General features: G+C 73.7%; 5 protein-coding genes. 3 read left to right on the top strand and 2 right to left on the bottom strand.

The window, feature by feature from the left end:
- Positions 1–221: 221 nt before the first annotated feature.
- Complete coding sequence (locus GTR02_RS19150; protein WP_205709625.1) at positions 222–1,139, bottom strand: SIS domain-containing protein; 918 nt, start codon at positions 1,137–1,139, stop codon at positions 222–224.
- Between the two features lie 109 nt (positions 1,140–1,248).
- On the opposite strand from GTR02_RS19150, the gene GTR02_RS19145 reads away from it, so the two are divergent.
- Genes GTR02_RS19145 through GTR02_RS19135 form a run of 3 tightly spaced genes read left to right on the top strand, consistent with a single transcriptional unit; the run spans position 1,249 to position 4,444 of the window.
- A complete protein-coding gene (locus GTR02_RS19145) occupies positions 1,249–2,679 on the top strand; it encodes an MFS transporter (RefSeq protein ID WP_166609079.1) in 1,431 nt (476 codons plus the stop codon).
- Positions 2,676–3,218, top strand: coding sequence for a hypothetical protein (locus tag GTR02_RS19140; protein WP_205709624.1), 543 nt, complete (start codon positions 2,676–2,678; stop codon positions 3,216–3,218). Before GTR02_RS19145 ends, GTR02_RS19140 begins: the two co-directional genes overlap by 4 nt.
- Positions 3,215–4,444, top strand: coding sequence for a metal-dependent hydrolase family protein (locus GTR02_RS19135; RefSeq protein WP_166609078.1), 1,230 nt, complete (start codon positions 3,215–3,217; stop codon positions 4,442–4,444). Before GTR02_RS19140 ends, GTR02_RS19135 begins: the two co-directional genes overlap by 4 nt.
- Before the next feature lie 97 nt (positions 4,445–4,541).
- On the opposite strand, the gene GTR02_RS19130 is transcribed toward GTR02_RS19135, so the two are convergent.
- On the bottom strand, positions 4,542–5,495 hold the full coding sequence (locus GTR02_RS19130) for a cell wall-binding repeat-containing protein (protein WP_166609077.1): 954 nt from the start codon (positions 5,493–5,495) through the stop codon (positions 4,542–4,544).
- Between the last annotated feature and the right edge of the window lie 225 nt (positions 5,496–5,720).

Genomic DNA, 5,720 nt, shown 5'->3' with positions numbered 1-5,720 from the left:
GGAGGGCTCCAGTCGGGGGAGGGGGGCAGAGCGGGTCGAGGAGTCAGAGGAGGTCGAGGAAGGGGTCGAGGGTCAGCCAGTTCTCGCGGGCCAGGCGTCCGGCGGTCTCGGCGTCCCCGGCGACGGCGGCCCGGGCGATCGCGGTGTGCTGGGCGACGGAACCCAGCCCCGACAGGGTGGAGAACCGGCCGGTGGTGCTGCTGTCACTCGACGGGGGTGTCTCAGGGGCGGTGCGGGGCTCGGTCCAGAATGCCGAAGGCGTCCCAGAGGCCGTCGGCGGCCTCGACGCTGGCCCGGGTCCGGGCCGGGTCGAGCGTCGCCAGCTCGGCGCAGACGGCCTGGACCACGGCGAGGGCGGGGGTCAGCGAGGGGAAGAAGGACACGCCCTCGGCGGGGACGAGGAGGACGTGGCGCGCGGCCGCAGCGAGCGGCCCGCTGGCGGAGTCCGTGACGCTGCAGACCGTCGCCCCGCGCGCGGCCGCGGCCTGGGCGGCCCGGACGGCGCTCGTGTAGAGCCGCCAGAAGCTGATCGTCACGACGACGTCCTGGGGGCCGACGCGCGCGAGGGCGTTGACCATCGACGCCGATGCGCCGTCGTGCAGCTGCACGTCGTAGCCGGCCAGGCCGGCGTTGTGGGCGAGGGCGATCCCCACGGCCGCGTAGCTGCCGGAGGCGATCACGAGCGTGCGACGGGCGCCGGCGACGGCCCGGGCAACGGCCCCGACGGCTGCGGGATCGGTGGTGCGCGAGAGGACGGCCAGGTCGTCGACGTCGCGGCGCAGCGACGCGGCGGAGGCGGCGTCGGTCAGGCTGCCGTGCTCGGCGGCCACCTGCGGGGCACTCAGCGACGACAGGTAGCGGGCCCGCAGCTCCTGCTGCAGTGCCGGCCAGCCGTCGAAGCCAAGCGCCTGAGCCGTGCGGGTCACCGTGGCGACCGTCGCGCCGGCGAGCTGGGCGACCTCCGCCGCGCCGCCGTAGGAGGCCGTGCGGGGCTTGGTGTGCAGGACGTGGACGACGGCGCGCGACTTGGTCGAGAGCCGGCCACCCGGGGCGCGAGACGTCAGCCAGGTCTCGAGGCCGTCCCTGTCGGGCCTCGGATCCGTCGTCGAGACGTCCACCGGTGCGGGCTCGCTCGTCACCGGGCGCAGGTTACGGCAACGTTTCCTGCAAGGACCATTGCAGAACATGTACGAGTGACCCTACGTTTGCGGCCACCGCCCTCGCTCCGCCCGTGCCCGAGGAGACCCCGTGACCCTGCTGCAACGGCTCGACCGGCTGCCCCTCAGCCGCCCGCACTACGTCCTGCTCCTCATCGGTGGCCTCGGGTACACCTTCGACGGCCTCGACGGAGCCGTCGTCGCCTTCCTGCTGCCGTCGGTGCGCGAGCAGTGGGCGCTCACCAGCGCGCAGTCCGGGATCATCGGGTCCGCGACCCCGATCGGCTACCTCGTGGGAGCCACGATCGCCGGGTTGCTGGCCGACCGGATCGGCCGCCGTCGCGTGATGATGTGGGCGCTGGCGTTCTACTGCTTGTTCACCCTGGTGGCCGCCGCGTCGCCGAACTTCTCGTTCTTCGTCGGCGCCCGCATCCTCGCGGGCCTCGGCACGGGCGCTGAGAGCGCCATCATCGCCCCGTTCCTCGCCGAGTTCGTACCCGCCAAGCGGCGCGGCTGGTTCATCGGCGCCCTGGCGGGGTTCTTCTCCTTCGGCTACGTGATCGCCGCCCTGCTCGGGCGCTTCGTCGTCGAGGGGGGTGGCGACGGGTGGCGCTGGGCGCAGGTCCTGACGGCCCTGCCCGTCGTGCTGCTGCTGTGGTGGCGCCGCTCGCTGCCGGAGTCGCCCCGCTACCTCCTCCTGCGCGGCCGGGTCGCGGAAGCGGAGACCGTGGTCGTCCGTATGGAGCGCGGCGTCGAACGTGCGACCGGCCGGCCGCTGCCCGCCGTCGAAGCGCCGGCCGGCGTGGTCGCGGCGCAACCGGCCGTGCAGCAGGCGAGCCCCACGCTGCTGTCCGCCCTGCGGTTCCTGTTCAGCCGTGCCATGGCCCGGCGCACCGCCGTCGTCTGGTCGCTGTGGTTCGTGGCCACGTTCTCGTTCTACGGGTTCTTCAGCTGGATCCCGACGCTCCTGGTCGACCGCGGTTTCACCGTCACCAAGAGCTTCGAGTTCTCGATCATCATCTACCTGGCGCAGATCCCCGGGTACTTCTCGGCGGCCTGGTGCAACGAGCGCTTCGACCGCCGGCGGACCATCGCGGCCTACCTCATCGGCGCCGCCCTCAGCGCCTTCGCGTTGAGCCAGGCCGGTAGTGCGGTGACCATCGTGCTCGCGGGCGCAGTCCTGTCGTTCTTCCTCAACGGCACCTACGCCGGGCTCTACGCCTACACGCCTGAGGTGTTCCCGACCTGGATCCGCGCGACGGGGACCGGGATGTCCAGCGCCTTCGGCCGCCTGGGCAGCATCAGCGCCCCCGCGCTCATCGGCTTCTTCTACGTCTCGCTCGGCTTCGGCGGCGTGTTCACGATGGTCACCGCGGTCCTCGTCGTCGGGGTCGTCGCGGTGCTCGTGTTCGGGCTCTCCACGGCCGGTCGGTCGCTCGAGGAGCTCACCGAGACAGACGCCGTCCACGCCGCGCAGGAGGACGTGCTCGGCACGCCGACGGTCGGGGGGACGCGCGCGTGAGCGACACCGGTTCCCCGACCACCGCACCGCGGACCACGATCATCCGGCCCGACCGGTCGGGGGAGAACGCCCCGGGCTTCGGCGTCGTCGAGGCCGCGGCCCGTGCCGGCCTCGGCGTGCGGCTGTTCACCGTCCTGGCGTGGGACGACGAGCGCGCTGGACTGCAGCGCATCCACACCTCCCACCCCGTCGAGTACCCCGTCGGCGGCGAGAAGTTCATGCCGCGTGACGCGCCCTGGCCGCAGCAGGTGCTCGTGCAGCGCCGCGCCTACCTCGGGCGCACCCCGGCCGAGGTGGCGGCCGTCTTCGCCGACTGGCCCACCATCGAGGCGCTGGGCTGCGGGGCGACGCTCAACGTGCCCGTGGTCGCCGACGGCCGGACGCTGGGTTCCCTCAACCTGCTGGACGTCGAGGGCCACTACGACGAGGCGTCGGTCCCAGGGGCGCTGCGCCTCGCCGACCTGGCGCGCGAGCCGCTGCGCGCGTGGCACGCCGCTCGGGCCGCGACGACCACCACGAACCCCGGAGGAACCCGATGACCGACACCCTGCTCGTGCGCGGCGGCGACGTCCTCGACCCGGTCGCGGGCGAGTACCTCGCCGGCCACGACGTCCTCGTGCGCGACGGACGCGTCGTGGGCCTCGGGGCCGGCCTGGCGGCACCGGAGGGCGCCCGTGTCCTGGACGCGACCGGCCTGCGGGTCCTGCCGGGCCTCGTCGACTGCCACGTGCACGTGACGGCGGCGACGGCGGACCTGGCCGCGCTGCCCACCTGGGCGCCGAGCTACGTCACCGCCCACGCGGGCCGGTTGATGCGCGACATGCTGCACCGCGGCTTCACCACGGTGCGGGACACCGGGGGCGCCGACTTCGGCCTCGCCCAGGCGCAGGCCGAGGGTCTCGTCACCGGCCCCCGCCTCGCCTTCGGCGGCAAGGCGCTGAGCCAGACCGGTGGACACGGCGACGTGCGGGGCCCGGGAGCCGACGCGCAGGAGGAACCCGGCTGCTGCGCGAGCATGGGACGGGTCGTCGACGGTGTCGAGCCGCTCCGCGTCGCGGCCCGCGACGAGCTGCGCAGGGGCGCCCACCACCTGAAGGTCATGGCCGGCGGGGGGGTGTCGTCCCCGACCGACCGCATCGACTCGACGCAGTACTCCCTGGACGAGCTGCGCGCCGTCGTCGCCGAAGCCCAGGCCGCCAACCGCTACGTCGCCGCGCACGCCTACACCGCCCGGGCGATCGACCGGGCCCTGGAGGCAGGGGTCCGCACCATCGAGCACGGCAACCTCCTCGACGCCCACAGCGTCGAGTTGTTCCTCGCCCACGACGCCTTCCTCGTCCCGACGCTCGTCACGTACTGGGCGCTGAAGGAGGAGGGGCGCGAGTTCGGGCTGCCGCAGGACAGCTGGGAGAAGGTCGACGCGGTCCTCGACGCCGGGATCGGCGCGCTGCAGCTCGCCGCGGCCGCGGGCGTGAAGATCGCCTACGGCTCCGACCTGCTCGGCGGGATGCAGCGCCACCAGTCGCAGGAGTTCCGCATCCGCGCCGACGTCCTGCCCTCGCTGGACGTGCTGCGCTCGGCCACGACCGTGGCCGCGGAGCTCCTCGGGATGGTGGGGCAGGTCGGCGTGCTCACCCCCGGCGCCCACGCCGACCTCGTCCTCGTCGACGGCGATCCCCTGCAGGACGCCGGGATCCTTGCCGACCCCGGCAAGCACGTGCCCGTCGTCGTCCAGGCCGGGCGCGTGGTCCTCGACCGCCGCTGACGGCCGGCCGTCGAGCCGGTGTCCGAGGCGCCGGTCGACGGGCGCGTCTTGATGACCTCCTGCAGGCCACACGCCGCCCGGCGACCGCCCCGACTCCTCAGCTGGGCCGTGCGGCCCCGACGTACACGCGGTCCTGGGGGTTGCGCCGTGCGAGCTCGGCGGCCGTCGCGCCCGGTGTCGTGGCGGCCTGGGTCAGCAGCAGGGGCGCCGACGTCTGGGCCGCGAACGGACCGGCGGCCAGCGCGTCGGGGAAGTTGTCGCCCACGGCGAGGACGACGGACGGACTGGAGGCGAAGAACCGCTGCCCGACGGCCACGGCGGTCGCGTACCGGTCGTCGCCGCCGACCCGCTCGAAGGTCGCGTTCTGGTAGCCCAGACCGCGGATCTGGTCGATGACGCCGTCGGGGATCGCGCCCTGCCCGCCGAGGACGAAGAAGCGGCTGGGCCGCAGCGGCAGGAAGTCGTCCGTCAGCGCCTCCCGGACAGCCTCGGGCACCGTGGTCTGCCCGACCAGGACGATCGGTGCGCCGAGGCTGCCCGCGGCGGCTGCACCCGCCAGCGCGTCGGGGTAGTTCTGCCCGGTCGCGAGGAACACCGTGTCGGGGTCGTCGAACAGAATCTGCGCGACCGTGGCCGATGTGTCGTAGCGGTTCTCCCCGTCGAGCCTCAGCACCGTGTAGCCCAGGCGGTCGAGTTCCGTCTCCACCTCGGTGCTCACGGACGCCGTGCCCCCGACCAGGTAGACCACGCTCGCGTCGAGCCGTGCCATCTCGTCGCGCGTCGCCTGCGGCAGCACGTACCGGCCGGTCAGCAGGACCCTGCTCTGGTCGCCGCCGGCAGCAGCGCTCGCGGCGAGCGCGTCGGGGAAGTTCTCTCCCGTAGCGAGGTAGACCGAGTTGAAGCTGCCGTCCTCGAGCAGCTGTGACACCGCGGCGGCCGTGCCGTAGCGGTCACCTCCGAAGACGCGACTGTCGGCGGCCTGGGCGGGAGTGGCCGCGATCAGGCTGACGACGGCGGTGGTGGCGAGGGCGGCGGTGACGCGGTGACGCATGAGAGCTCCTGGAGCGCGGGATCGGGGTGCCGCGCCAGCGTGGCAGAACGTCTCCGGCCACGACGGGTGAACGCAGGAGGTGACCACCCGGGAGGCTCAGCCGCGCTCGTCGACGCTCGCCCGACCGGTGAGGGGGCAGGCCGGCCGCTAGGCTTCCCACGCCGGGGCGGTAGCTCAGTCGGTCAGAGCAGGGGACTCATAATCCCTCGGTCGTGGGTTCGAGCC

The organism is Kineococcus siccus (genome assembly GCF_009906795.1).
GTDB classification, from domain to species: Bacteria; Actinomycetota; Actinomycetes; order Actinomycetales; family Kineococcaceae; genus Kineococcus; species Kineococcus siccus.
Note: the sequence above shows the minus strand (reverse complement) of the source record. Positions and strands in the feature narration are given on the sequence as shown.